At 75.8% G+C, this 23,639-nt stretch carries 18 protein-coding genes and 1 pseudogene; 15 read left to right on the top strand and 4 right to left on the bottom strand.

What is annotated here, in order from left to right; translation table 11 throughout:
• Positions 1-50: 50 nt before the first annotated feature.
• Positions 51-1,016 carry a DNA-3-methyladenine glycosylase gene (locus tag QFZ62_RS07870; protein ID WP_307503915.1) on the top strand — a complete coding sequence of 322 codons (966 nt, stop codon included), beginning with the start codon at positions 51-53 and terminating at the stop codon, positions 1,014-1,016.
• 60 nt (positions 1,017-1,076) lie between these two features.
• On the opposite strand, the gene QFZ62_RS07865 is transcribed toward QFZ62_RS07870, so the two are convergent.
• Positions 1,077-1,877 (bottom strand): thioredoxin domain-containing protein, encoded by an 801-nt coding sequence (locus QFZ62_RS07865; RefSeq protein WP_307503912.1) that lies wholly within the window; start codon positions 1,875-1,877, stop codon positions 1,077-1,079.
• Between the two features lie 75 nt (positions 1,878-1,952).
• On the opposite strand from QFZ62_RS07865, the gene QFZ62_RS07860 reads away from it, so the two are divergent.
• The 6 genes from QFZ62_RS07860 to QFZ62_RS07835 all read left to right on the top strand — a co-directional run bounded on the left by QFZ62_RS07860 (position 1,953) and on the right by QFZ62_RS07835 (position 6,685).
• Complete coding sequence (locus QFZ62_RS07860; RefSeq protein WP_307503909.1) at positions 1,953-2,906, top strand: aldose 1-epimerase family protein; 954 nt, start codon at positions 1,953-1,955, stop codon at positions 2,904-2,906.
• Positions 2,907-3,024: 118 nt separating this feature from the next.
• Positions 3,025-3,474 (top strand): VOC family protein, encoded by a 450-nt coding sequence (locus QFZ62_RS07855; RefSeq protein ID WP_307503907.1) that lies wholly within the window; start codon positions 3,025-3,027, stop codon positions 3,472-3,474.
• 134 nt (positions 3,475-3,608) lie between these two features.
• The gene (locus tag QFZ62_RS07850) at positions 3,609-4,118 is read left to right on the top strand and encodes a MarR family winged helix-turn-helix transcriptional regulator (RefSeq protein ID WP_307503904.1); all 510 of its coding nucleotides are present in this window, start codon (positions 3,609-3,611) and stop codon (positions 4,116-4,118) included.
• Between the two features lie 82 nt (positions 4,119-4,200).
• Positions 4,201-4,806, top strand: a complete 606-nt coding sequence (locus QFZ62_RS07845; protein WP_307503899.1) for a hypothetical protein — start codon at positions 4,201-4,203, stop codon at positions 4,804-4,806.
• Positions 4,807-5,054: 248 nt separating this feature from the next.
• Positions 5,055-5,825, top strand: a complete 771-nt coding sequence (locus tag QFZ62_RS07840) for a YcnI family protein (protein WP_307503896.1) — start codon at positions 5,055-5,057, stop codon at positions 5,823-5,825.
• Positions 5,826-5,911: 86 nt separating this feature from the next.
• Positions 5,912-6,685: a copper resistance CopC family protein gene (locus QFZ62_RS07835; protein ID WP_307503893.1), complete on the top strand. Its 774-nt coding sequence runs from the start codon at positions 5,912-5,914 to the stop codon at positions 6,683-6,685.
• Between the two features lie 72 nt (positions 6,686-6,757).
• Here the strand turns inward: QFZ62_RS07835 and QFZ62_RS07830 are convergent, their stop codons facing one another.
• The gene (locus QFZ62_RS07830; RefSeq protein WP_307503889.1) at positions 6,758-7,660 is read right to left on the bottom strand and encodes a LysR substrate-binding domain-containing protein; all 903 of its coding nucleotides are present in this window, start codon (positions 7,658-7,660) and stop codon (positions 6,758-6,760) included.
• 174 nt (positions 7,661-7,834) lie between these two features.
• Here QFZ62_RS07830 and QFZ62_RS07825 point away from each other — a divergent pair.
• The 8 genes and pseudogenes from QFZ62_RS07825 (at position 7,835) to QFZ62_RS07790 (ending at position 18,204) form a co-directional block, all read left to right on the top strand.
• Positions 7,835-11,471, top strand: a pseudogene (locus QFZ62_RS07825) (proline dehydrogenase family protein).
• A complete protein-coding gene (locus QFZ62_RS07820) occupies positions 11,472-11,930 on the top strand; it encodes a GNAT family N-acetyltransferase (RefSeq protein WP_307503886.1) in 459 nt (152 codons plus the stop codon). It abuts the pseudogene before it with no gap.
• A 55-nt stretch (positions 11,931-11,985) separates the two neighbouring features.
• The gene (locus QFZ62_RS07815) at positions 11,986-12,396 is read left to right on the top strand and encodes a hypothetical protein (RefSeq protein ID WP_307503883.1); all 411 of its coding nucleotides are present in this window, start codon (positions 11,986-11,988) and stop codon (positions 12,394-12,396) included.
• A 124-nt stretch (positions 12,397-12,520) separates the two neighbouring features.
• Complete coding sequence (locus tag QFZ62_RS07810; protein ID WP_307503880.1) at positions 12,521-13,957, top strand: cell wall metabolism sensor histidine kinase WalK; 1,437 nt, start codon at positions 12,521-12,523, stop codon at positions 13,955-13,957.
• On the top strand, positions 13,954-14,619 hold the full coding sequence (locus QFZ62_RS07805; RefSeq protein WP_307503878.1) for a response regulator transcription factor: 666 nt from the start codon (positions 13,954-13,956) through the stop codon (positions 14,617-14,619). Before QFZ62_RS07810 ends, QFZ62_RS07805 begins: the two co-directional genes overlap by 4 nt.
• A complete protein-coding gene (locus QFZ62_RS07800) occupies positions 14,616-16,148 on the top strand; it encodes an SLC13 family permease (RefSeq protein WP_307503876.1) in 1,533 nt (510 codons plus the stop codon). Before QFZ62_RS07805 ends, QFZ62_RS07800 begins: the two co-directional genes overlap by 4 nt.
• 49 nt (positions 16,149-16,197) lie before the next feature.
• Entirely contained in the window at positions 16,198-17,427 is a 1,230-nt protein-coding gene (locus QFZ62_RS07795) for a glycerate kinase (RefSeq protein WP_307503874.1), read from the top strand.
• 165 nt (positions 17,428-17,592) lie between these two features.
• Complete coding sequence (locus tag QFZ62_RS07790) at positions 17,593-18,204, top strand: 4'-phosphopantetheinyl transferase superfamily protein (RefSeq protein ID WP_307503871.1); 612 nt, start codon at positions 17,593-17,595, stop codon at positions 18,202-18,204.
• A gap of 38 nt (positions 18,205-18,242) precedes the next feature.
• Here the strand turns inward: QFZ62_RS07790 and QFZ62_RS07785 are convergent, their stop codons facing one another.
• A complete protein-coding gene (locus QFZ62_RS07785; protein WP_307503867.1) occupies positions 18,243-19,550 on the bottom strand; it encodes a M1 family metallopeptidase in 1,308 nt (435 codons plus the stop codon).
• Positions 19,547-23,602 carry a Pls/PosA family non-ribosomal peptide synthetase gene (locus QFZ62_RS07780; RefSeq protein WP_307503864.1) on the bottom strand — a complete coding sequence of 1,352 codons (4,056 nt, stop codon included), beginning with the start codon at positions 23,600-23,602 and terminating at the stop codon, positions 19,547-19,549. The genes QFZ62_RS07785 and QFZ62_RS07780 overlap by 4 nt, the downstream gene beginning before the upstream one ends.
• Positions 23,603-23,639: the final 37 nt, after the last annotated feature.

Raw genomic sequence — 23,639 nt, 5'->3', positions numbered from 1 at the left:
GCGGGCCCGGCACGGCGAGCGGGGTCGGCCGCCGTGCGTACCCTGAGGGGGTGGATCAGGGCGGTGCGGGGGAGACGGCGCCCGACGCGCGCACCACCTACCTCCCCGATCGCGAGGTCGACCTCCGGCTCGTGCTGCGCCCGCTGTTCCGCGGCGTCGCGGATCCGACCTGCCGCTGGGACCCGGCCCCGCCCGGCGCTCGCCGCGTCGGCGTCTGGCGCACCGCCCGCACGCCGCTCGGGAGCGCGTCGCTGCGGCTCGATCCGCGCTCCGACGGCGGCGTCGAGGCGCGCGCCTGGGGCCTGGGCGCCGAGTGGGCGATCGCGGGCGTGCCGGAGCTCCTCGGCGAGGGCGACGACTGGTCCGACCTCGACGTCTCCGCGCACCCGCTCCTCCGCGACGCCCGCCGCCGCCTGCCCGCGCTGCGGCTCATGCGCACCAACCACGTGTTCGAGGCGATGGCGTCCGCGGTGCTCGAGCAGAAGGTCACGGGGCTCGAGGCCCGCCGGGCGTGGCGGCAGCTGATCCTCGCGCACGGCGAGCCCGCCCCCGGCCCCGTGCCCGCCGGGATGCGCGTGCTGCCCGCGCCCGAGCGCTGGCGCCTCATCCCGTCGTGGGAGTGGCACCGCGCGGGCGTCGATCCGAAGCGCTCGCGCACCCTCATCGCCGTCGCGACCTCCGCGGCGGGCCTCGAGCGCACGCTGGCGCTCGGCCGGGGGAGCGACGAGATCACGCGACGGCTCCGCTCAATCCCGGGCGTCGGCATCTGGACGGCGGCGGAGACCACGCAGCGCGCGCACGGCGACCCGGACTCCGTGAGCGTCGGGGACTTCCACGTGCACGACACCGTCGGATGGGCGCTCGCCGGCCACGCGGTCGACGACGACGGCATGCTCGAGCTCCTGGAGCCGTGGCGCGGCCACCGTCAGCGGGTGATGCGCCTCATCGAGGCGAGCGGCTTCCGGAAGCCCCGGTTCGGCCCGCGCATGACCGTGCAGGACCATCGCGGGCACTGACCGAGCGTCCGCGACCGAGCGTCCGCGGCGGGGCGGCCGCGCCGCGGGATGCGATCCGGGTCAGCTGTCGGCGGCGATGCCCGCGGGCAGCTGCGCGCCCGCGGCCGTGAGCGCGTCCACGAGCTCCTGGCCCGCGGTCGTCGGGACGACGTCGCCCTGGATCCGGAGCGTCGGAGTGCCCGTGACGCCGGCCGCGCTGGCGTCGGACGTGTTCTTCGTGATCCACGAGGAGAACCGGCCCTCCGCCACGCACGTGCGCGCGGCGTCCGAGGAGACGCCCTCGGTCGTGAGCCAGGTGACGAAGTCGGCGTGCGTCCACGAGTCGGTGAGGGTGGAGTGGTTGTCGAAGAGGGCGGAGTGCACGGCCGGCCACCTGTCGGGCTCCTCGGCCAGGACGCACGCGGCGGCGCTGCCCGCGACCTGCCCGTACTTCGTGACGATCTGGATGGGGTGGTACACGATGCGCACCTGGCCGGTGGCGGCGATCCGGTCGAGCATGGGCCCGGCCTCGGCCTCGTACTGCGCGCAGTGGGGGCACGAGTAGTCCTCGAAGACGTCGAGCGTGACGGGGGCGTCGGCCGCGCCGACGCTCACGCCCGTGGGCTCGGACGCCACGCGCACCTCGTCGCCGGTGGACAGCGGCGCGGTCGCGTCGGCGACGGGGCCCGCCGCGCTCGCCGCCTGCGACTGGCCGAGGAGGTAGACGCCGCCGGCGATGGCCGCGATGACGACGACGAGGCCGCCCGCGACGGAGAACTGGGCGATGAGGCGGCGGCGCTTGCGACGGCGGTCGTCGAGGGCCCTCTCGATGCGTGCCTTCTCGCGGATCGCGCGTACCTTCTCGTTCTCATGCCGGGCCATGCGCACGATCCTAGGGAGCGACCCGCGCGCGGCCCTGGGAGGCGCCACAGCGCTCGGTACGGATAGGCTCGGCGGGTGCCCGAAGACGTGTCGTACATCCCCCGCCTCCCCACCGGCCAGCAGCACGAGATCGTCGCGGAGGTGGACGGACGCACCCAGCGCATGGTGATCGCGGAGGTCGGCGCCGCGCTCCGCGTGCTCCAGGTGGACGGCACCGACCTCGTCCAGTCGTACCCGGACGAGGCGCGTCCCCCCTTCTGCAGCGGCATCGTGCTGGCGCCCTGGCCCAACCGGATCCGCGACGGCATCTGGCAGCAGGGCGACGTCACGCACCAGCTCGACATCACCGAGGTCGACCGCGAGAACGCGATCCACGGCCTCCTCGAGAACGCGCCGTACCGCCTCGTCGACCGCGACGAGGTCTCCGTCACCCTCGCCGCCGACGTGCACCCGCAGCGCGGCTACCCCTTCGCCCTCGAGACCACCGTGCGCTACGAGCTCACGGGGCAGGGCGTCCGCGTCACGCACGGGATCCGGAACGTCGGCTCCGCGGATGCGCCCGTCGCCGTCGGCACGCACCCCTTCCTCCGCGTCGGCGACGTGCCGACCGAGGACCTCGAGGTCGTCATCGACGCGCCCACCCACATCGAGGTGGATCCCGTCCGCCTCAACCCGACGGGCGCCCAGACGGCGGTCGAGGGCACGCGCTTCGACCTGCGCGGCGGCGTCCGCGTCCGCGACGCGCAGCTCGACGACGCGTGGGCCGACGCCCGCGTGGTCGACGGCGTCACCCGCCACGGCGTGCAGGCGCCCGACGGCCGCCGCACCGAGATCTGGGCCGACGGCGAGTTCACCTACTGGCAGGTCTTCGTCACGCCGTGGTACCCCGTCGCGGACGGCCACGTGTGGGCCGTCGCGGTCGAGCCGATGACCGCGCCGGCCGACGCCTTCAACTCGGGCGACGGGCTCATCACGCTCGAGCCCGGATCCGAGTGGTCCGGCACCTGGGGCATCGACCTGCACGACTGATCCCGCGGCGGGGCGGAGCCGTAGCGGCGCCGGGGCGCCAGCTGGACGTCGCCGGGGAGCCGTGGTCGGAAACCGAACCGGGCCGCGACGCCCGACGGGACCGTCCTAGCGTCGGACCATGACCGACACCGACCCGACCACCGCTCCGCTCACCAGCATCACGGCCGTGCACCACGTGCGCCTCTCCGTGTCCGACCTGGCCCGCTCGCGCGCCTTCTACGAGGGCGTCCTGGGGCTCACCCCCGCCATCCGGAGCGAGGCCGACCCGAGCGACCCCGGCGTCCTCGAGGACCCGAGCGTCTTCTTCGGCGGCGTCATCTACGGCGTCGGCGACCAGCTCCTCGGCCTGCGCCCGGTGGCGGGCGACGGCGGCACGTTCGACCCCGCCGTCCGCGGCCTCGACCACGTCAGCCTCGCGGTCGGATCGCGGGACGACCTGGTGGCGGCGGCCGCGCTCTTCGACGCGCGGGGCATCGCGCACGGCGAGGTCACGGACCTCGACGGGATGTCGATCCTCTCCGTGCAGGACCCGGACGACATCAACATCGAGCTCGTAGCCGCCGGCTGACCCGATCCGGCGGGGCTGCGCACGGGGGCCCGGCGGCGGACGACGCTCCCGTCGCGCGACCACCATCTCCCCGTCTGCGTAGCATCGAACGCGGTGCACGGATCAGCACCGGACGGACGGCCGAGGAGGACGCGATGACGACGGATCCGCTGGCGCTCGAGAGCCAGGTCTGCTTCCAGGCGGTGGTGGCCGCGCGCACGGTCGTGGCGGTGTACCGGCCGATCCTGGAGCCGCTCGGCCTCACGCATCCGCAGTACCTCGTGATGCTCGCGCTCTGGGAGCGGGACCACCGCTCGATCTCGGCCCTCGGGGCCACCCTGCAGCTCGAGCCCGCGACGCTCACCCCGCTGCTCAAGCGCCTGCAGGTCGCCGGCTTCGTCGACCGCGCACGGAGCACCGTCGACGAGCGGGTCGTGGTGGTCTCCCTCACCGAGGCGGGGCGCGACCTCCGGGAGCGCGCCCTGGACGTCCCCGCGCAGGCCGCGGCGCGCACCGGGCTCACGATCCCGGAGCTCGAGGCGCTGCGCGACGCCCTCGATGACGTGGTGGGCCGGCTGACGGGGGCTCTCGCCGACCCGGCTGCAGCCGGACCGGCGGACACGGATGCGGCGTCGCTCGCGGCGGAGGGCGGCCGCGCGGCCTGACCGTCGCCGGATGCTCATTGGTCCGTCCCCTAAACTGCAGTCGATGCCTGCTCCGTCCCCGATCGCTCCACGCGTCCTGCGCGTGATCCGGGGGCTCGCCGCATCCACCACGGCCACGTTCGTGGCCGCGCTCTTCCACGGGGTGGGCGGCGGTGCCGCGCCCTCGTGGGCGGTCGTCGCCTTCGGGCTCGCGCTCGCCTCGCTCGCGGCCATCGCGCTCGCCGGGCCCCGGCCCGCGCTCTGGCGGCTGACCGCGGCGGTGGGCGTCAGCCAGCTGCTGTTCCACGGGCTGTTCACGGCGGCCGGCGCCGCGTCCGGCTCGGCCGTCCCGGCGGATCCGCACGCCGGCATGGGCCACGGGGTCGTCCCGCTCGACCTGCCCGGGTCCGCCGCCGGGAGCGGGGCGTCCGCGCTCGACGCCGGCATGCTGCTCTCGCACGGCGCGGCACTCGTCGTCACCGTGCTCGCGCTGCGGCACGGCGAGGCGGCGCTCCGCGCGCTCGTCGCGGCGTCCGGCCTCCGCGTGGTGCTGGCGCTCGCGATCCCGTTCCTCCGGCCCGTCGGCCGCGGCCGCACGGCCCTGTCCCGTGCGGCGCGGGCGCCGCGCGCGCTGCGCGACCTCTGCGCCCGGCTCGGGCGCCTGCGGCACCGCGGACCGCCGCGCGCGTCCGTCCTCGACGCCGCCTGAGCCGTCCGGCCGGTCCTCCCGACCCGCCCCGCTCGCCCGGCGGCACGACCCGCCGTCCGCGCCCTCGTGCGGCCGCGGGTCCCGCGCATCCGCCACCCCGGCCGATGCGCCGCCCTCCCGTGCGACCCCGGTCGCGCCGCGGTCCGATGCCCCGTGCATCCGCCGCCCCTCCCTCTCCCCTCCGGACGCCGGCCTCGCCGCGTCCGCTCCCGGGGCCGCTCGTCGCGGCCCGGAACAGGAACCCCGCAATGACCACCTCCTCCACTTCCTCCACCTCCCCCCGCACCCGCCGGATCCTCCGCTCGGCCACGGCGCTCGTCGGCGGCGTCGCGCTCGCCGTCGCCGTGCCGCTCGCGGCCTCCGCGCACGTGCGCGTCTCGCCCGACCAGGCGGCCGCCGGCAGCTACAGCACGCTGACCTTCAAGGTCCCGACCGAGTCCGCCACGGCGACCACCACGAGCGTCACGGTCGACCTGCCGAAGGACACCCCGTTCTCGAGCGTCTCCACCGAGCCCGTGCCCGGGTGGACCGCGGCGGTCACGACCGCGGCGCTCGACACGCCGGTGAAGACGGAGGACGCCACGATCACGGAGGCGCCCGTCGCGGTCACCTGGACCGCCGACGACGGCGAGGGCCTCGCGTCCGGCGAGTTCCAGCGGTTCACGATCTCGGTCGGCCCCGTGCCCGAGACCGGCAGCATCGTGCTGCCCGCCCATCAGGGCTACTCGGACGGCTCGGTCGTCGACTGGGACGAGCCGACCCCGGCCTCGGGCGAGGAGCCGGAGCACCCCGCGCCGACGCTCTACGTCGAGGACGCGCCGCCCGCCGACCCCATGAGCGCGATGACGACCAGCACCCCGGCGCCGGAGGCGACCGTCGAGGCCGCCGACACGGACGCCTCCACGGGCGCCGTCGCGGTGGGCCTCGGCGTGGGCGGCCTCGCCCTCGGGGCCGCCGCCCTCGTGGTCGCGGTCTTCGCGCTCACCCGCGTGCGCCGCGAGGCCGGCGGCCGCGCGTGACGCCCGGGGACCGGATCCACGTGCGCTCCGGCGCCCGCCCCCGCCGCGCGTCCCCGCGTCGGGGCCCGCTCCGGGGGGCGGCCGCCGTGGTCGCCGGCGCCTCCCTCGCGACGGCCGCGCTCGCGCTCGCCGGGCTGGCGCAGGGGAGCGGGCCGGACGGCGCGCTGCCGGCATCCGCGCACAACTACCTCGTGTCGAGCTCGCCGGCCCCGGGGTCGACGATCGACGCGCCGCCGTCGGAGGTCACGCTGACGTTCAACGACGTGATCCTCGACCTCGCCGCCGGGGGCGGGGCGGCCGACGACGCGACGACCGGGTCCTCGCCCGCGGCCGGCGGCTCGTCGGTCGTGCAGGTGACGGGACCGGACACCGCGGGCACGCACTTCGAGACCGGCTGCGCGACCGATGGCGGCCGCACGGTGTCCGTGCCCGTCGCGCTCGGCGGATCCGGCGAGTACCGGGTGACCTGGCGCGTGGTCTCGGCCGACGGGCACCCGGTCTCCGACTCGATGGCCTTCACGTACCGGGCGCCCGCCGGGGCGCCGGCGAGCGCGGGCACGCCCGACGGCCCGGGCTGCGCCGCGCAGGCGGAGGGCGGCGCGGCCTCCTCCGGCGACGGCGCCACCGGGTCCGCGGATCCTGGGTCCACCACCACGGATCCGGGCATCGCCGCCGGCCGGGAGGAGGGCGTCGCGCCCTACCTCGGGGTCGTCGTCGGCGTGGGCGTGGGGATCGTCGTGCTCGCGGCGGCCGCGGTCGTCCTCATCGTGATGACCGGGCGGCGGAGGTCCGCCGGGGGAGCCGCGGCGAGCGGATCGGACGCTGCGCGCGACCCCGACGGCGGCCCGCCCGCGGGGTGAGCATGCGCATCCCGCGACGACGGGCCCGGATCCCACGGAGATCCGGGCCCGTCGTCGTCCCGGCCGACCGGCTCAGGCCGCGCCCTGCCCCATCACCTCGACGGCGCGGGCGAGGGCGTCGCGGCACGCCCGGATCCCCGGCCGGTCGAGGCTGCCGACGCGCGAGGACGTGAAGACCGTGCGCCGCGGCGAGCCCGGCAGGCCGACCAGCCGCACGTCGGGCTCGCGGCCGGCCCACACCAGGTCGGGCAGGACGGAGGCGGCGTGGCCGGCGCGCACGAGGTCGATGTGGGCCTGCAGGTCCGCGGTCACGTAGCGCACGTCCGGCTCGAAGCCCGCGACCCGGCACACCTGCTCCGCGAAGTGGCGCGACGCCGTGCCCGCGGGCTCCATCACCCACGGGAGGCGCCGGGCGTCGGAGAGGGTGCGGACGTCGTCGCGGCCGGGCGGGAGGCCCAGGCGGAGCGGATCCACGCACAGCTCCTCGCGGTCGAGGTCGGCCGGCCGCGGCGCCGCGTGCGCCGGGTACTGCTCGGCGATGACGAGGTCGTGGTCGCGCGCCCACACGTCGTGGAGGCCGGACTCGGGCTCGCGCATCGTGATCTCGACCCGCAGGTCCGGGTAGTCGTCGCGGAGGATCGTGAGCGCCGGCGGCACGAGCGCGAGCAGCGCCGACTGGAACGCGGCCACGCGGATGGTGCCGGACACGTTCGCGAGCGACGCGTTCACCTCGGTCTCGGCGCGCTCGAGCCGCTCGAGCAGGGCCGTCGTGTGCTCCACGAGGATCTCCGCCTGCGGCGTGAGGACCACGCGCCGCCCGACCCGGCGGAGGAGCGTCACGCCCGCCTCGCGCTCCAGCTGCGACAGCTGCTGCGACACCGACGACGGGCTGAACGACAGGGCGTCGGCGACCGCGCCGATCGTGCCGCGGAGCTTGAGCTCGCGCAGGAGCCGCAGCCGTCGCATCTCGAGCACGTGCGCCTCCCGAGGATCCGGCCGCGGCGTGGAATCATCGGCGGGACCGCACGATGATCATCGGAAACGTTCAGCGCATCCGATGAGAGCATGGTCGCACACTGGGAGCACGCGCTCCGAGCGCGACCGCCGACGGAGATCGGCCGCGCCCACCCACGACGAAGAGGCACAGCAATGACCGCCGAGACCGCACCCGCATCCGACACCGCCGCGGTCCCGACCGCCGGGCTCGCCCGCGAGGACCTCGCCGACCGCTCGGTCGCCCTCGTCCGCACCTGGCTGGCGGAGGCGGCGACGCACCCCGCGGATCCCTCGGCCGAGCGGCTCGCGGGCGTCCTCAAGGACGAGCACGGGCTCGACTTCACCATCGGCTTCGTCGACCGGGTCGTCCGCCCCGAGGACCTGCCGGTCGCCGGCAACAGCCTCGCCGCGCTCACCTCGAAGACCCCCGGCTTCCTGCCCTGGTACATGCAGGGCGCGATCCGCGCGGGCGGCATCCTCGGACCGGTGCTCCCGCAGGTGGTCGTCCCCGTCGCGCGCCGGGTGCTCCGCGAGATGGTCGGGCACCTCATCGTCGACGCCACGAGCGAGAAGCTCGGCCCGGCGATCGAGAAGCTGCGCGCCGGCGGATCCCGCCTCAACCTCAACCTCCTCGGCGAGGCCGTGCTCGGCGAGAAGGAGGCCGCGCGCCGCCTCGCGGGCACGCGCGAGCTGCTCGCCCGCGACGACGTGGACTACGTCTCCATCAAGGTGTCGAGCGTCGTCTCGCAGCTGTCGATGTGGGCCTTCGACGAGGCCGTCGAGAAGGTGGTCGAACGGCTGACCCCGCTGTACGAGCTGGCGCTCGCGTCGCCGCGCCCCAAGTTCATCAACCTCGACATGGAGGAGTACAAGGACCTCGACCTGACCATCGCGGTCTTCACGCGCGTGCTCGACCAGCCGCAGCTGAGGGACCTCGAGGCCGGGATCGTGCTGCAGGCGTACCTGCCCGACGCGCTCGCCGCGCTGCAGCGGCTCACCGCGTGGGCCCAGGAGCGGCGCGCGGCGGGCGGGGCCCCCATCAAGGTCCGCATCGTCAAGGGCGCGAACCTCGCGATGGAGCAGGTCGACGGCCGCATGCACGACTGGCCCGTCGCCACCTGGTCCACCAAGGAGGAGACCGACACGCACTACAAGCGCATGCTCGAGCACGCGCTGCACCCGGCCGCGGCCGACGCCGTGAAGGTCGGCGTCGCCGGGCACAACCTCTTCGACGTCGCGTACGCGTGGCTGCTCGCCGAGGAGCGCGGCGTCACCGACCGGATCGAGTTCGAGATGCTGCTCGGCATGGCGACCGGCCAGGCCGAGGCCGTGAAGCGCACGGTCGGCGGGCTGCTGCTCTACACGCCGGTCGTGCACCCGACCGAGTTCGACGTCGCCATCTCGTACCTCATCCGCCGCCTGGAGGAGAACGCGAGCCAGGAGAACTTCATGTCGGCCGTGTTCGAGCTGAGCACGTCGGAGGAGCTGTTCGCGCGCGAGGAGCAGCGGTTCCGGTCGTCGCTCGCGGGCGTGGACGAGGCGATCCCCGCGCCGAACCGCACCCAGGACCGCCGCTTCCCGCCGGAGCTCGACGACGTGGATCCGCTCGCCGAGCCCGAGACGCCGGAGGAGCCTGAGGACGAGGTCGACCCGCAGCTCACGAGCGTGGTCATGGGCCTCACGCGCGGCTCGCTGCTGACGCCCGGCACGCTCGCCGACCCGGACGCCTCCCCCGACGCCGTTCCACAACGCGCCCGACACCGATCCCGCGCTGCCCGCGAACCGCGCCTGGGGCCGCGAGATCCTGTCGCGCGTGGCCGCGTCGCGGCTCGGCGTCACGACCATCGACGCCGCGCGCATCGACTCCACCGACCAGCTGGACGACATCCTCGACGGCGTGCGCACCGCGGCCGCCGCCTGGGGCGCCCGCCCCGGCGAGCAGCGCGCCGCCCTCCTGCACCGCGTGGGCGTCGCCCTCGAGCGGAACCGCGCGCGCCTCATCGAGGTCATGGCGTCGGAGACCGGCAAGACCATCGCCGAGGCCGACCTCGAGGTCAGCGAGGCCGTGGACTTCGCGCACTACTACGCGGAGCGCGCCCGCGACCTCGACCGCGTGCAGGGCGCCCGGTTCGTGCCGTCGCGCGTCACCGTCGTGGCGCCGCCGTGGAACTTCCCCGTCGCGATCCCCGCGGGCAGCGTGCTCGCGGCCCTCGCGTCCGGCAGCGGCGTCGTGCTGAAGCCCGCCGGGCAGGCCCGTCGCTCCGGCGCCGTGCTCGTCGAGGCGCTCCGCGAGGCCGGCGTGCCGCGCGAGCTGCTCGCGCTCGTCGACGCCGGCGAGGCCGAGTTCGGCGAGCACCTGATCTCGCACCGGGCGGTCGACCGGGTGATCCTCACGGGCGGCTACGAGACCGCCGAGGTCTTCCGCTCCTGGCGCCCCGACCTCCCGCTGCTGGCGGAGACGAGCGGCAAGAACGCCATCATCGTCACGCCCAGCGCCGACCTCGACCTGGCCGCCGCCGACGTCGTGAAGAGCGCGTTCGGCCACGCCGGCCAGAAGTGCTCGGCGGCGAGCCTCGTGATCCTCGTGGGCTCCGTCGGGAAGTCGCGCCGGTTCCTGACGCAGCTCACCGACGCCGTGTCGTCGCTGCGCGTGGGCTACCCGTCGGACCCGACCACGCAGATGGGTCCGATCATCGAGCCGGCCGACGGCAAGCTCAAGCACGCGCTCACGCAGCTCGGCGTCGGCGAGAGGTGGCTCGTGGAGCCCGAGCAGAGGGACGAGACCGGCCGCCTCTGGTCGCCGGGCGTCCGCGACCGCGTGCAGCCCGGGTCGTACTTCCACCTCACCGAGTTCTTCGGACCCGTGCTCGGCGTGATGCGCGCACGGAACCTGGAGGAGGCGATCCGCTTCCAGAACGCGATCCCGTACGGCCTCACCGCGGGCCTGCACAGCCTCGACGCCCGCGAGCTCGAGCAGTGGCTCGAGACCGTGGAGGCGGGCAACCTCTACGTGAACCGCGGGATCACGGGCGCCATCGTGCAGCGCCAGCCGTTCGGCGGCTGGAAGCGCTCCTCGGTCGGATCGGGCACGAAGGCCGGCGGCCCGAACTACCTCATGGGCCTCGGCTCGTGGATCACCGACGAGGGCCGGCACTCCAGCTCGCTGCACCTCCGCGGGCTCGCGCCGCGCGTCACGGAGCTCATCGAGTCGGCGCAGCCCGCCATCCGCTACGAGGACTTCGACCTGGTCCGCCGCTCGGCCCTGAGCGACGCGGTCGCCTGGCACGAGGAGTTCGGCCAGGTCAAGGACCCGAGCGGCCTCGGCGTGGAGCGGAACCTGTTCCGCTACCGTCCGCTGCCCGTCACGGTGCGGCTCCAGGAGTCGGGCGCGCTCGCCGACCTGCTGCGCGTGCTCGCGGCCGGGCGCCTCGCCCGCGCGGAGATGCACGTGTCGGTGCCGGGGATCCTGCCCGCCGGCCTCGGCCAGGTGCTCGATGACCTCCCGCGCGTGCACGTGACCATCGAGACCGACGACGCGTGGCTCGCGCGGGTCGCGGCCGACGGGATCCCGACCGAGCGCGTGCGGCTGATCGCCGACCGGGGGACGCGGATCGTGGAGGCGCGCGCCCTCTCCGAGGCGCTCCGCGGCACGCCCGACGTCGCCGTCTTCGCCGACGAGATCACCGCGGCCGGCCGCGTCGAGATGCTCACGTTCCTGCGCGAGCAGGCCATCAGCATCACGGCCCACCGCTTCGGCAACCCGGACGGCTGGAGCGAGGCGGTCATCTAGGTGACGGGCGTCGAGGTCCGCGCGCTCGCGGCCTCGGAGGTCGGGCGGCTCGAGCGGGAGGAGCCGCCGGGACGCGGCTTCGCGCGGGCCATGTGGGAGCTGCAGGAGGCGGGCGGATCCGTGCTGCTCGTCGCGTGGGACGGCGACCGGCCGCTCGGATCCGGCCAGCTCGACCTGCGCGGCGACCGGCCGGAGCTGCGGAACCTGCAGGTCCAGGAGGCCGCGCGCGGGCGGGGCGTCGGCACGGCGATCGTCCGGGCCGCGGACGCGCGCGTCGCGCCGGGCCGCCTGACGGGGGGCGTGGCGCTCGACAACCCCCGCGCCCGGGCGCTGTACGAGCGGCTGGGCTACCGCGGCACGGGCAGGATCACGACGAGCGCCTACGAGTACGTGGACGACGACGGCCGCACCCGTCAGGCGACGGAGACCGACGAGGAGCTGGCGCGCGACCTGGACTGATCCGCCGGGCGTCGTCCTTCATATTTCCTTCATGCGGCTCCGACATGCTCGGATCGTGGCCCTGACGAAGAAGTACGCCGTCCTCGCGGGTCTCCTGGCCGTCCCCGTCCTGCTCGCCCTCGGGAGCCAGGCGCTGACCACCGCTCCGGGCGATCCCGTCGTGCCGGAGGAGCCCATCCGGGTCCCCTCGTCCCTGCCCGCGGACACCGGGACCGCGCCGGAGCCGACGCCGGTGCCGGTGCCGGCCGACCCGACGAGCGTCCCCCCGGCCGGCGACGCCCCGGCGGTCGAGGCCCCGGCCGGCGGCGACGCCGTGCCGCTGCCTCCCGCGGGCGGTGGCTCCGCGAGCGTCGACGCGCCCGCGCCCGCCCCTCCCGCCCCCGCTCCGGCCCCTCCCGCCGACGGCGACGACGACGACGAGGGAGGCGACGATGACGACGACATCGGCAGCGACACCGACGACTAGCCCCGCGCCCCGTCCGGCGGCGGGCGTCACGGCGGCGGCCCCGGCCTCCCCGGCGGCGTCCGTCCAACGCGGATCCTCGATCCCCGCGCGGTGGCGGATCACCGGCTGGATCCTCCTGACCACGATGATGGCGCTGATCGCCGTGACGGTGACCGCCCGGAGCATCTTCCTCACGCAGGTCGAGCAGGACGCCAACGCCGAGATCGCGCAGGAGTTCGACGAGTTCGCCCGCTTCGCGACGGAGGGCGTCGACCCGACGACCACGCGGCCGTTCGGCTCGGCCGAGCGGCTGCTCGCCACCTACCTCGCGCGGCAGTCGCCCGGCACCGGGGAGTCGATGGCCGGCGTGATCGGCACGCAGGTCGTCGGCACGCAGACGCCGGACCGCGGATCCACCCCCGACCTCGCCGACGCCGACGACCTGCTGGAGGACATGCTGGACCCGCGGCAGCGCTCCGGCTCCCTCCCCGAGACCGAGGACGGGCCGGTCCGCTGGGGCCGTGCGGAGTTCGTCGTCGGGTCGGAGACCGGAGCGCTCGTCATCGCGCAGTTCACCGACCAGGAGCGGGACGGGGTCGACGACGCCGTCGTCACCATCGCGTGGGTCGCGCTGGGCGGCCTGCTGCTCAGCTCGGTCATCGCGTGGCTGGTCGCCGGCCAGATCCTCGCCCCGATCCGGCAGGTGCACCAGGTGGCGAAGGACATCACCGAGCACGACCTGACCGGGCGGGTGCCCGTGAGCGGCCGCGACGACATCTCGGCCGTCGCCGAGACGTTCAACGCGATGCTCGACCGGCTCGAGCGGGCGTCGACCACGCAGCAGAAGTTCGTCGACGACGCCAGCCACGAGCTCCGGACGCCGATCACGGTCGTCCGCGGGCACCTGGAGCTGCTCGAGAGCGAGCCGGAGAGGCGGGCCGAGACCCTGCGCCTCGTCGACACGGAGCTCGCCCGCATGGGGCGCATCGTGTCGGACCTCCTGATGCTCGCCCGCGCGGAGCAGCCCAACTTCGTCAAGGTCCAGGAGGTGGACGCCACGTCCCTCACCCTGGACGTCGAGACGAAGGCGCAGGCGCTCGGCGACCGGCGCTGGCGGCTCATGGAGATCGCGGAGGGGACGATCCGCGTGGACGAGCAGCGCGTGACCCAGGCGGTCCTCCAGCTCGCCGCGAACGCCGTGCAGTACACGGCGACGGGATCCACGGTCCGGCTCGGGTCGCGGTTCGAGGGCCGGGCGGCGGACCGCGTGGTCGTGTTCTGGGTGGCCGACGACGGACCCGGCGTCGAGGAGCACGAGGCCAGCCGGATCTTCGAGCGGTTCCACCACGGCAGCGCGAACGACGCGCCCCCGCAGCACGGCTCCGGATCCGGGCAGCGCGACGGCGCCGGGCTCGGGCTCGCCATCGTGCGCGCCATCGCGGACGCGCACCGCGGCTCGGCCTGGCTCACCAGCACGCCGGGGCACGGCGCGACCTTCGGCATCACCGTCCCGGCGCCGACCGCGGCCCGCGACGCGGGCGACGAGCCGGCGCCCGCGCCCGAGGACGGGGCCGCGCCATGAGGGCGAAGAGCGTGCTGATCGCGGAGGACGACCGGAACATCGCCACCTTCATCGGCCGCGGCCTCCGCGGGGCCGGGTACGAGACCACCGTGGTCGGGGACGGCGAGACCGCGCTCCTCATGGCGCGGTCCGGACGGTTCGACCTCGTCGTGCTCGACATCGGCCTGCCCGTGATGGACGGCTTCACCGTCCTGTTCCAGCTCCGCGGCGAGGCGGTCGACGTGCCCGTGATCGTCCTCACGGCACGGGACTCGGTCGTCGACACCGTCAGCGGTCTCGAGGGCGGCGCGAGCGACTACATGTCCAAGCCGTTCCAGTTCGCCGAGCTGCTCGCGCGCGTCCGGCTCCGGCTGGACGACTTCGAGCGCCTGACGCCGGAGGCCAAGCTCGTCCACGACGGCATGGTCGTCGACGTCCGCGGTCGCCGCGTGCAGATCGGGCCGGACACCCACGACCTCACCCCGCGCGAGTTCGCGCTGCTCGAGCTGTTCCTCCGGCACCCCGGGCAGGTGCTGTCCCGGGACCAGATCCTCGGCGCCATCTGGGGGCAGGACTTCGATCCCGCCTCGAACGTGGTCGACGCCTACGTCCGCGCCCTGCGGGCGAAGATCGGGGCGGCCCGGGTCGAGACCGTCCGCGGCGCGGGATACCGGCTCCGGTGAGCGAGACGAGGTACGCCACCACCCCGCCGCCGCCGGACCCGCCCGCGGGCGACCCGGCCACCGGCCGCGACCTCCGCAGCCTCTTCACGGCGCGGAGGACGCCCCGCATCCTCGGCGCGATCGCCGGGATCGTCGTCGTCGTCCTGCTCGCGTCCACGGTGTCCCGCCCCGGAGCCGGGCTCGACGGCGCGGCGGCGGCCGCCCTGGTCGTGTTCGTGCTCGCCGTCTGGTTCTGGATCTTCACGCCCGTCGACGACACCTACGTGGCCCTCGGCGCCGCCACCGCCCTCGTGGTCATGGGCGTCATCGACACGGACGAGCTGTTCCAGTCCCTGGGCGACGAGACGGTCTGGCTCCTGCTCGCGGCCTTCGTCATCGCGTCGGGGGTGGCCTCGTCGGGACTGGCGCTCCGCGGCGCCGCGAGCGTGATGGTGGGGGCGAGGACGCCGCGCCAGCTGTTCCACCTGGTCACGGCCTCGCTGGTCGTCACGACCTTCGCCGTGCCGGCGACGTCCGGACGGGCCGCCCTCGCGCTCCCCGTGTTCCTCGCCCTCGCGCGCGTCCTCGCCGACCGGGCGCGGATCGTCGTCGCCCTGTCGCTCCTGTTCCCCACGGTCATCCTGCTGTCCGCGGCGGCGTCGCTCCTCGGCGCCGGCGCCCACCTGATCACGAGCCAGATCGTCGAGACGGCGACGGGGACGGGATTCGACTTCGTCCGGTGGATGCTGCTCGGGCTGCCCGTGGCGCTCGTCAGCTCCCACGTCGCGTGCGAGATCGTGCTCCTCCTGTTCACGGACCGCAGCGACCGGCGCCGGCACCTGTCGATCGACCTGGGCGACTTCGAGGCGGACGCGCCCACGCCCGTCTCGGGCGCGCTCACCGCGGTCGAGTCGCGGGCCGCGCTCCTCCTGGCCGCCGTCATCGTGCTCTGGTGCACCGAGCCCCTGCACGGACTGCACCCGGCCATCGTCGCCCTCCTCGGCGCCCTCGTCGCCACGTCGCCCCGCTACGGGTCGACGTCGCTCGGCAAGGCGCTCAAGGCGGTGCCGTGGACGCTGATCCTGTTCCTCGCCGCGACCCTGACGCTCGGCACCGCGCTCACCTCGACGGGCGCGGCCGAGTGGCTGGCCCAGGGCGCCTTCGCGCCGCTCGGGGCGCTGGGCGGTGCCGCGGGCCCCGTGTTCGTGGTCGCCGTGATCGCCGTCTCCCTCGCGGCCCACCTGGTCATCCAGTCCCGCTCGGCGCGCTCGGCGGCGCTCGTGCCCATCGTGGTCGCCCTCGCCCCGGGCGTCGGCGTCGATCCCGCCGCGGCGGCCTTCGCCTCCACGGCCGCGGCCGGCTTCTGCCACACCCTCACGAGCTCGGCCAAGCCCGTCGCGATGTTCGCGGCCGTCGAGGGGGTCCCCGGCTTCCAGCCGTCGCAGCTCCTCCGGCTCTCGGCGGTCCTCGGCCCGGTCATGCTCGCGATCATCGCCGCCTTCGCCTGGTGGGTCTGGCCGCTGCTGGGCCTGCCCCTCTTCCTCCCCTGACCCGCCCGCCACGCCCGCCCGCCCGCCCGACCGAGCCCGAGGTAGTCCCATGTCCATGAACGTGCCCCACCGCATCCTCATCGCCCCCAGCGGGTTCAAGGAGAGCCTCGACGCCGCGACCGTCGCCCGGGCGATCGGCGCCGGAGTGCGCCGCGTGCTCCCCGGCGTCCACCTCGACCTCGTGCCCATCCCCGACGGCGGGGAGGGCACCGCCGAGATGCTCGCGCGGACAACGGGCGGGGACCTCGTGGCCGCCCGCGTGACCGGACCGGTCGGACAGGCGCTCGACGCGCACTGGGCGCGCCTCGGGGGGAGCGCCCGCTCCACGGCCGTCGTGGAGATGGCCGCGGCGGCGGGACTCCGGCTCGTGCCGCGCGACGACCGCGATCCGGGGCGCACGACCACCCGCGGCGTCGGCGAGCTCATCCTCGCGGCCCTCGACGACGGCGCGACCACGATCATCGTCGGATGCGGCGACTCGGGCACCTCCGACGGCGGCGCCGGTGCGCTGTCCGCGCTGGGCGCCCGCCTGCTCGACGCGGAGGGCCAGGAGCTCCCCGACGGCGGGCAGCACCTCGCCCGCCTGCACGAGGTCGACCTCCGCGGCCTGGATCCCCGCCTCGCGACGATCGAGGTCGTGGTCGCGTGCAACATCCACAACGTCCTCTGCGGCGACCGCGGCGTGGCCCGCGTCTTCGGCCCGCAGAAGGGCGCCACCCCCGACCAGGTCGAGCGGCTCTCCGACGCGCTCGAGACGTGGGCCGCGGTCCTCGCGCGGGATGCGCCGCACGCCGCCGGCCTCGACCTCCGCCTCGGCGGCGGGACGGGAGCGTCCGGAGGCCTCGGGGCCGGCCTCGCCGCCGGGCTGGGCGCCCGCCTCGTGTCGCGGTTCGACGCGCTGCTGGGCGTGGGTCTCGGCTCCATCGACCTGGACGGCCTGATCGCGCGCGCCGACCTCGTCATCACCGCCGAGGGGGCGATCGACTACCAGACGCCCCGCGGGAAGGTGCCGGCCGAGATCGCGGCGCGGGCCCAGCGCGCGGGCGTGCCCGTGCTGGCCATCGCCGGGTCGATCGGGGAGGGCGCGCCCGCGGTCCACGACATCGGCATCGACGCGATCGCGTCCATCATGACCATCCCCATGCCCCTAAGCGACGCCGTCGACCAGGGCGAGCGGCTCCTCCAGGACGCCGCCGAGCGCACGCTCCGGCTGGTCCTGCTCGGGGCGTCCATCTCCGCCCGCCACGAGGACCGGAGGCGCGCCCCCGCGCTCCTCTGACCGACGGCGTGCTGCCGTCGTCGGACGCGAGGCTCGTGATCCCGTGCTCCGTCATCACCGCGTCGCCGGGAGGCGGCGGCGTGGCGGCCCCGCGGACGACCGGGACACCGCGGACGCGACGCCGACGGGCGGTCGCCCTCCTCCGGCGCCTGCCACGATGAGCGCATGGACGAGACCGCCGTGATCGCGCGCGCCGGGGCGGGGCGCGAGGCCGTCCGCGTCGCCCGCGTCCCGGTCGCGCCGGACGCGTCCCGCCCCGCCCGCACCGCCGCGGGCCGGGACGCGCTCCGGGCGCTCGCTGCGGAGCTCGTGGGCGCGGATCCGGCCGACGTCACCGTGCGCGCCCGCTGCGCGACCTGCGGCGGGCCGCACGGGCGGCCGGTGCTCGGCGGATCGCGCGCGCTCGACGGCCTGCACGCGAGCGTCGCGCACGCGGGTGACGCGGTCGTCGTCGCGGTGAGCGAGCACGGGCCGATCGGGATCGACGCGGAGCCGCGCGGCCGGGAGGCGCCGCCGGGGATCACCCTCGCGGAGTGGGTGCGGATCGAGGCCGTGCTGAAGGCCGACGGGCGCGGGCTGCTCGTGGATCCGTCGCTGGTCCTCTTCGCGAGCGACGCGACCGGGATGGCCGCGTGGATCGACGGCGAGGACGAGCGCTACCGGGTGGTCGACGTGGAGCTCGGAAGCGATCTGGTCACGGCCCTAGCCCAGCGCGAGACCGGGCCGACAGGAGAGTCGAGCAGCGCCATCGTCGTCATACATCGGCCCGAAGTGTAAGAACGATCCACCAGCCGAGGCTCTCCCTGTCGGACGCCTCAGCGCCGCCCCACCCGCGGCAGCGCGGGCAGCGGCCCGCCCGCGAGCCACGCGCGCAGCAGGGCTCCCGCGTCGCCGGCCGCGCCGACGAGGTCGGCGGTGGTGCGCGGCGCCGTCCACGTCGGATCCGTCCACCGCAGCAGCAGCTCGCGCCAGGCCGTCTCGCCGAGCGTCAGCCGGAGCGCGTGCAGCGCGAGGGCGCCGCGCTTGTAGACGACGTCGTCGAACATCGCGTCGGGCCCGGGATCGCCGATCGCCAGCCGCGACCCCTCGCGGACGAGGCGCGCGTGGTGCTCGCGCGCGAGCTGATCCGCCGACGGACCGCCCGACTCCTCCGACCACAGCCACTCGGCGTAGCAGGCGAAGCCCTCGTTGAGCCAGATGTGCCGCCACGACGCGAGGCCCACCGCGTTGCCGAACCACTGGTGCGCGAGCTCGTGGGCGACGAGGCGCTCGGATCCGCCCGTGCCGTCGGCGTGGTTCGCGCCGAGCACCGCCATCGCCTGCGCCTCGAGCGGGATCTCCAGCTCGTCGTCGGTGACGACCACCCGGTACTCGCCGAACGGGTACGGCCCGAACAGCGTCTCGAAGAACGCCATCATGCGCGGCACGGGCGCGAGGTCGGCGAGCACGCGCGCCTCGCGGGGGCGCGGGTACGCGAAGACGGCCTCGGTGGATCCGGCGGGCAGGCGCTTCTCCGCGTACCGGCCGATCTGCACGGTCGCGAGGTACGGCGCGGTCGGCGCGTCCTGCGCGTAGGTCCAGGTCGCGCGGCCCGAGCGCTCCACGCGGGAGAGCAGCCGGCCGCTCGCGACGACGGCGTAGTCGACCTCGCACGTCACGCGCACGCGGTACGCGGCCCGGTCGTCGGGCCGGTCGTTGCAGGGGAACCAGGTCGACGCGCCGCTCGGCTGCGACGCGACGAGCACGCCGTCGCCGAGCTCCTCCCAGCCGAGCTCGCCCCACACGGTGCGGCGCGGGCCCGGCTCGCCCGAGTAGGCGACGTCGACCGCGAAGGTCGCGCCCGCGGCAATCGGCTCAGCCGGCGTGACGACGAGGCGTCCGCCGCGCTGCACGTGCCGGGTCTCGCGCCGGCCGTCGACGCGCACGTCCGTCGCGCGGAGGCCCGTGAGGTCGAGCTCGAACCGGGCGAGCGGCTCGCGCGCGACGGCCGTGAGGACCGCCCGCGCCTTGAGGCGGTTGCGGGCCACGCGGTAGTCGAGCTCGAGGTCGTAGCGCTCGACCGCGTACGCGGAGGATCCGACCTCGGGGGTGTAGTCGTCGCCGGACGAGACCGGGGCCCTCACCGGGGCCCGGCGGTCGCGCGCGCGGCGGGGTCGGCGGGAGCGGGAGCGGCGACGGCGACGGCCGTCGCGGCGGCGGGGAGGTAGCGACCCGTCTTGACCTCGCGCCACGGTCCGATGGGGTTGCCGCTCCAACGGCTCGCCTCGGGCACCAGCTCGCCGCGCATCACGAGGCTCGCGGGGCCGACGGTGGCCTGCGGGCCGATGCGCGCCGCGGGGAGGATGACGCTGTGCGGCCCGAGGGTCGCACCCGCGTCGAGGGTGACGGTGTCCATGCTCATGATCCGATCATGGAACAGATGCGTCTGCACGACGCACCCGCGGTTGACCGTCGACGCGTCCCCCAGCGTCACGAGGTCCGCCTCGGGCAGCCAGTGCGAGTCGCACCAGACGCCCGACCCGATCCGCGCGCCGAGGCTGCGCAGCCACCAGACGAGCGCGGGCGTGCCGGCGGCCGACGACGCGAACCAGGGCGCGGCCACCATCTCGGTGAACACGTCCGACACCTCGCTGCGCCACACGAACGACGACCACAGCGGGTGCTCCTCCGGGCGGACGCGGCCGATGAGGATCCACTTGGCGGCCGTCGAGATGCCCGCCGCGGCGGCTCCCGCCACCAGCAGCACCACGCCGCCGAGCAGGAACGCGACGAGCGGGCCCCACGCCTCGGTGAGGGCCGCGAGGGTCACGAGCACGGCCAGGCCGATGGCGCACGTCACGATCACGGGCACGACGCGCAGCAGCTCCCAGAGGATCCGGGCGACGCGGAGGCGCGTCGGCGGGCGGAACGTGCGCGCGTCGTCGGCCGCGGCCACCGTGCGCCGGAGCCGCACGGGCGGGGAGCCGAGCCAGGAGGATCCGGCCTTCGACTTCGTGGGCGCCGCCGAGAGCACGGCGACGAGGCCGTCCTTCGGCACCTTGTGCCCGGGACCCGCCATGCCCGAGTTGCCGAGGAACGCGCGCTGGCCGATCTCGGCGCGGGCGACGCGCATCCAGCCGCCGCCGAGCTCGTAGCCGGCGACGAGGGTGTCGTCGGCGAGGAAGGCACCGTCGCGGATCGTGGTCATCGCGGGGATGAGGAGGACGGTCGACGCCTCGACGTCCTTCCCCACCCGGGCGCCGAGGAGGCGCAGCCACACCGGCGTGAAGAGGCCCGCGTAGAGCGGGAAGAGCACGGTCCGGGCGAGGTCGAGCAGGCGCTCGGTCGACCACAGCTGCCAGCCGACGCGGCTCCGGACGCCGTGGACGCCCTCGGTGACGCCGAGGCCGAGGAGGCGCACGGATCCCACGACCAGCAGCGCGAGCACGATCCCCGTGGCGAGCACGGCGGGCACGAGCGCGCCGAGGCCGCGCCACCACACGTCGCCGAGGTCGGCGGATCCGCGGATCGCGACCGCGAGGATCCCGCCGCCCGCGACGAACGCCACCACGGGCACGAGCGCGGTGGCGACCGAGGCGACGCCGTACGCCGCGACCCAGCGCGTGCCGCGCGGCGGCCGGTGCTCGGGCCACCAGACGCGCGCCCGGCCCTCGCGCGCCGCGGGGGAGCCCGCCCAGCGCTGGCCCGCCGGCACGCGCCCGAAGACGGCCGAGCCGGGCGCGATCTCCGCGCCCTTGCCGATGCGCGTGCCCGGCAGCAGCGTCGAGCGCGTGCCGACCGTTGACCCGGCCCCGATGCGCACCGCGCCGACGCGCACGGTGTCCCCGTCGATCCAGTAGCCGGAGAGGTCGACCTCGGGCTCGACGGATGCGCCCCGGCCGATGCGGAGCATGCCCGTGACGGGCGGCAGCGTGTGCAGGTCGACGTCGTCGGCGATGCGCGCGCCGAGCGCCCGGGCGTAGTACGTGATCCACGGCGCACCCGCGAGCCCGACCGCGCCGATCTGCTGCGCGATCTGCTCGGCCAGCCAGATCCGCAGGTGCCACCGGCCGCCGCGCGGGTGGTCGCCGGGCGTGAGGCCGCGGAGGAGGAGGCGCGCGGCGACCGCGGAGATCGCCATGCGGCCGAAGGGCGTCGCGAAGAGGAGGAGGCCGGGCACCAGCAGCCACCACGACACGTCCGGCAGGGCGTCGAAGCCGCCGAGCGGGCGGAGCAGCGCGCTCGCCGTCAGCAGGAGCGCGAGCCAGCGGAGGCTCTGCAGGGCGAGGAGGGGCGCGCCGAGGAGGGTCTGGATCCACTGCGTGCGGCGGGGCGTGGGCGTCACGTCGACCCGCGGCCCGCTGCGCTCCGCCCGCGGGGCCCGTCCGGCGATGGCCGCGTGCATGGCGCCGAGGCGCGGGTGCGCGTAGACGTCGGCGACCGTGAACTCGGGGTCGACGGTGCGGATCCGGGCGACGAGCTGCGCGGCCGAGAGCGACCCGCCGCCCAGGTCGAAGAAGTTGGCGTCGGCGCTCGCGACGGACGTGCCGAGCGCGGCGGACCACATCTCGGCGAGCGGGCGGAGCTCGGCGTCGAGGTCGGCGCCCTCGTCGCCCGCGGCGCCCGGGAGCGGCCACGGGAGCGCGGCCCGGTCGACCTTGCCGGAGGTGCGGGTCGGCAGCGACTCGACCACGCCGATCAGCGGCACGAGCGCGGCGGGCAGCGCGACGCGGAGGCGCTGCACGGCGTCCTCGCGGGAGAACGCCGCGGGATCCCGGGGCACGAGGTAGCCGACGAGCACCGGGTTGCCGGCACCCGTCGTCTGCACGGCGACGGCCGCGCCCTGCACGTCGTCGAGGTCCTGCAGCGCCGCCTCGATCTCGCCCAGCTCGATGCGCCGGCCGCCCACCTTCACCTGGTCGTCCGCGCGGCCCTGGAAGACCAGGCCCGCCGCCTCGAACCGGACGAGGTCCCCGCTGCGGTAGGCGCGGTCCCAGCCGAGCGCGGGGAAGGGCGCGTACTTCTCGGCGTCCTTGGCGGGATCGAGGTAGCGCGCGAGCCCGACGCCGCCGATGATCAGCTCGCCGACGCCGCCCTCGGGCACGCGCGCGCCCTCGGCGTCGACGACCGCGAGGGTCCAGCCGTCCAGGGGCAGGCCGATCCGCACCGGGCCGGATCCGCCGAGCGGCGCCGCGCACGCGACGACCGTCGCCTCGGTGGGGCCGTACGTGTTCCAGACCTCGCGGCCGTCGGTCGCGAGCCGCTGGCCGAGCTCGGGCGGGCAGGCCTCGCCGCCGAAGATGAGGAGCCGGACGTTCTCGAGCGACTCCGCGGGCCACAGCGCCGCGAGCGTCGGGACGGTGGACACGATCGTCACGCCGTGCGTCGTGAGCCAGGGCCCGAGGTCCATGCCGCTGCGCACGAGGCTGCGGGGCGCGGGGACGAGGCACGCGCCGTGGCGCCAGGCCAGCCACATCTCCTCGCAGCTGGCGTCGAACGCGACCGAGAGGCCCGCGAGCACGCGATCCCCGGGGCCGATCGGCTCGTCGCGGAGGAAGAGGCGCGCCTCGGCGTCCACGAAGGCCGCGGCCGAGCGGTGCGAGACGGCGACGCCCTTGGGGGTGCCGGTGGATCCCGAGGTGAAGATGATCCACGCGTCGTCCTCGGGCGCGGGCGGCGCGACGAGCGGGAGGGCGGAGGTGGAGGCGTGCGCGGCGGCGGCGGGGAGCACGCGGAGCGCGGCGGCCTCGGCGGCGTCGGGGTCGGCGGTGCGCGGCGTGAACGCGCCCGTCCCCGTCACGACGCCCGCGACGCGCGCCTCGCCGAACACGAGGCGGGCGCGCTCGTCGGGGTCGTCGGCGTCCACGGGCACGTAGGCGGCGCCGCTCGCGAGCACGCCGAGCACGGTCACGTAGAGGTCGCGGGACCCGGACGGCATGCGGATCCCGACCCGGTCGCCCTTCCCCACGCCCGCCTCCCGCAGGGATGCGGCGACCTGCACGACGCGCGCCATGAGCTCGCGGTAGCTGAGCGCGCCCTCGCCGTCCTCGATGGCGGAGGCGTCGGGGTGCTCCGCGACCGTCGCCCGCAGCACGTCCACGAGGGTTCGCGGCGGGGTGACGGCGTCGGCGCGGTCGAGCACGAGCTGCGCGGCGTCGTCGTGCGGCGTCGCCGCCTCCGGGGAGGACTCGGGCATGTGGTCTCCGTTCGGGTGGGGCGGCGTCCGTACTGTC

Source organism: Clavibacter sp. B3I6, from assembly GCF_030816895.1.
GTDB lineage: Bacteria > Actinomycetota > Actinomycetes > Actinomycetales > Microbacteriaceae > Clavibacter.
This window is presented reverse-complemented; position numbering and strand designations above follow the sequence as displayed.